This window comes from Tissierellales bacterium, from assembly GCA_025210965.1.
Classification (GTDB): Bacteria; Bacillota; Clostridia; order Tissierellales; family JAOAQY01; genus JAOAQY01.
The window spans coordinates 1-2,625 of sequence record JAOAQY010000079.1; the positions used below are offsets into that span (position 1 = coordinate 1).

At 33.9% G+C, this 2,625-nt stretch carries 3 protein-coding genes; all 3 read left to right on the forward strand.

Annotation, left to right across the window (positions count from 1 at the left end; genetic code table 11):
- Positions 1 to 217: 217 nt before the first annotated feature.
- Entirely contained in the window at positions 218 to 1,351 is a 1,134-nt protein-coding gene (locus tag N4A40_05935) for a C45 family peptidase (protein ID MCT4661386.1), read from the forward strand.
- Between the two features lie 146 nt (positions 1,352 to 1,497).
- A complete protein-coding gene (locus tag N4A40_05940; protein ID MCT4661387.1) occupies positions 1,498 to 1,776 on the forward strand; it encodes a CPCC family cysteine-rich protein in 279 nt (92 codons plus the stop codon).
- Positions 1,777 to 1,828: 52 nt separating this feature from the next.
- Positions 1,829 to 2,590 (forward strand): MBL fold metallo-hydrolase, encoded by a 762-nt coding sequence (locus tag N4A40_05945; GenBank protein MCT4661388.1) that lies wholly within the window; start codon positions 1,829 to 1,831, stop codon positions 2,588 to 2,590.
- Positions 2,591 to 2,625 lie beyond the last annotated feature (35 nt).

Sequence of the window (2,625 nt, forward strand, 5' to 3'; positions counted from 1 at the left end):
AAGCTATACAATCATTAAATGCTAGAATTTATAATAGCTGGCTTACAGAAAATGAAGAATATGAGATTGATTCGGGGTACAATATAGAAATTTATGATAAAGACAATATTCACGACTCTAATTATCACAGTGAGATTTGGATTCCGGTTAGAAAAATAAAAAAATCGGACAAATAAAAACTGAAAATGACAGGATAAAATACCTTTATAGATATAAAATGAATTCAAAAGAAGAAAGGATTGATTTTATGGAAAAACAAAGAGTATCTTATCTTGAGTTAGAGGGTAGTTACGAGGAGATAGGAAAGCAGTTAGCAAAAATTACGAAAGGGCAGATGGCTGTCATACCATCACCAGAGTATTTTAGTGACAAAGAACTAGATGAAGCCATAGAACTTTATGAGATGTATTGTCCAGGTTTAGCAGAGGAGTTAGAGGGATATGCAAAGGAGTGTGGTGTTTCAGTAAGAGATTTAGCATTTACTTGGATGACTTATTTAGTGCCTAGATGTTCAGGTTTAGTCGTTTCAGGAGAATTGATGAATGATGGACATACTCGATTGATTAGAAACTATGAGTTTAGTATAGAGCAAGAAGATTTGAGATTATGTCATACTAAACCGAAGGGAAGGTATGCTCACATAGGTGGAGGTGTGGCACTTTTTGGAAGAACGGAAGGGATTAATGAGTGTGGACTTGCAGTTTCTATGTCTTCATGTGGTATCCCTGTAAGTAATATTGACGGAATGCGCCCGCCAAAGGTGAAAGGACTTCAGTTTTGGGCAGTTATAAGAAGTATTTTAGAGAATTGTAAGAATGTGAAAGAAGCGTTAGCATTAGCCGAAAAGATGCCGATTGCCTACAATATTAACCTTTATTTGGCAGATTCAGATGGGAATGGTTGCTTAATAGAGACTCTAGACGGACAATTTTGTTACGAAGAGATTTCTTGCGAAAGTGAAAAGAAACATTTGTGCGGAACTAATCATATTGCTATTCCATCATTCCAAAAATTTGAGCCGTTTGCTATGAGAAATTCATTGGTTCGATTACAAACTATAAAAGGTTTTATGGAAAAAAGTAATACTTTTGAAGAAAGAGATATTAAAGAGTTATTTTTAGCTAAATATCCTGAAGGTATGAGTGTGAATTGCTACGATGAATGGTTTGGTACTATAAAGTCTGTGGTAATGGATACGGTAAATTGTTCATATCAGATTTGTTGGTTTGGGCAGAAAGACAACGGCTGGGAAGAATATGGTTTCGATAATGTATTTGAAAATAAGGTATTGGAAAAGCAATATGAGAAAGAAGCAGCAGACCCAAGTTTTTTTGAGAGAGTTGAGCTATAGTAGAAATTTTAATTATAATTAATTAAGGCTATCACAATTGTGATGGCTTTTTCTATTTTTAAGAAATATGTAAGAATTATGATAAGAGATTTGTAAAAATTATGTGCTAATATTATTGATAGAGATACTCTTAGGGGGTGAAAAAAATGGGCACATATGTTTGTGATTGCTGTGGTCATAAAACAATGAATGAAAAGAGAAGTGGTTATGAGATATGTCCTGTGTGTTTTTGGCAAGATGATGGATATATCGATGATGAAGGATATTACGATACTGGAGCAAATCATGTGAACTTATCAGAGGCGCAGGCGAATTATAAGAAATTTGGAGCTTGTGAAAAACGGGTTGTGGATTATGTAAGAGAACCGCAGAAAGATGAACCCTATATAGGTGAACTAGAAGGCTTTATAGAAAAAGAATATTAGTGAATTTCTTTTGAAAAATGTGTTTAGATTAATTATTAGGAGGAAATAGGAAATGGATGAATGGTTTACTATAGACAAAATTGATGAGGATACTTATATTATTAGTGAATATCGTCACTGGGAAGAGACTCACTGCTATTTATTAAATGGTAAAAATAGCAGTTTGCTTATAGATACTGGACTAGGAATATCAAATATATATGATGAAGTAAAGAAACTTACAAATAAACCTATAATAGCTATAGCAACTCATATTCACTGGGATCACATTGGAGGGCACAAATATTTTCCAGATTTTTGTGCACATGAAGAAGAAATTAGTTGGTTAAGTGGAGAATTTCCACTTTCGATTGAAATAATAAGAGATATGGTTATGGATAGATGTGATGCGCCAGAGGGATACGATGTGAATTCATATGAATTTTTTCAAGGAAAACCTACAAGAGTTTTAAAAGGAGGCGAAGTTATAGATATAGGAGATAGAAAAATAGAGGTAATACATACACCAGGGCATTCGCCAGGACATATGTGTTTTTTCGAAGGTGAAAAAGGGTATTTATTTACGGGAGATTTAGTATATAAGGACACATTATTTGCATACTATCCCTCTACAGATCCAAAAGCATATTTGAATTCGCTAGAAATATTATCTTCTCTTGAATCTAAAAGGGTTTTTCCTGCACATCATACATTGGATATAAAACCAGAAATAGTGATACGTATGAGAGATGCTCTTAGAAATCTTGAAAAGGAAGGCAAATTGCATCATGGTAGTGGGATATTTGACTATGGGGACTGGGCGCTTCATATTTAAAGACAATTCAACTGAAGACTTATGTGGAGCAGAAT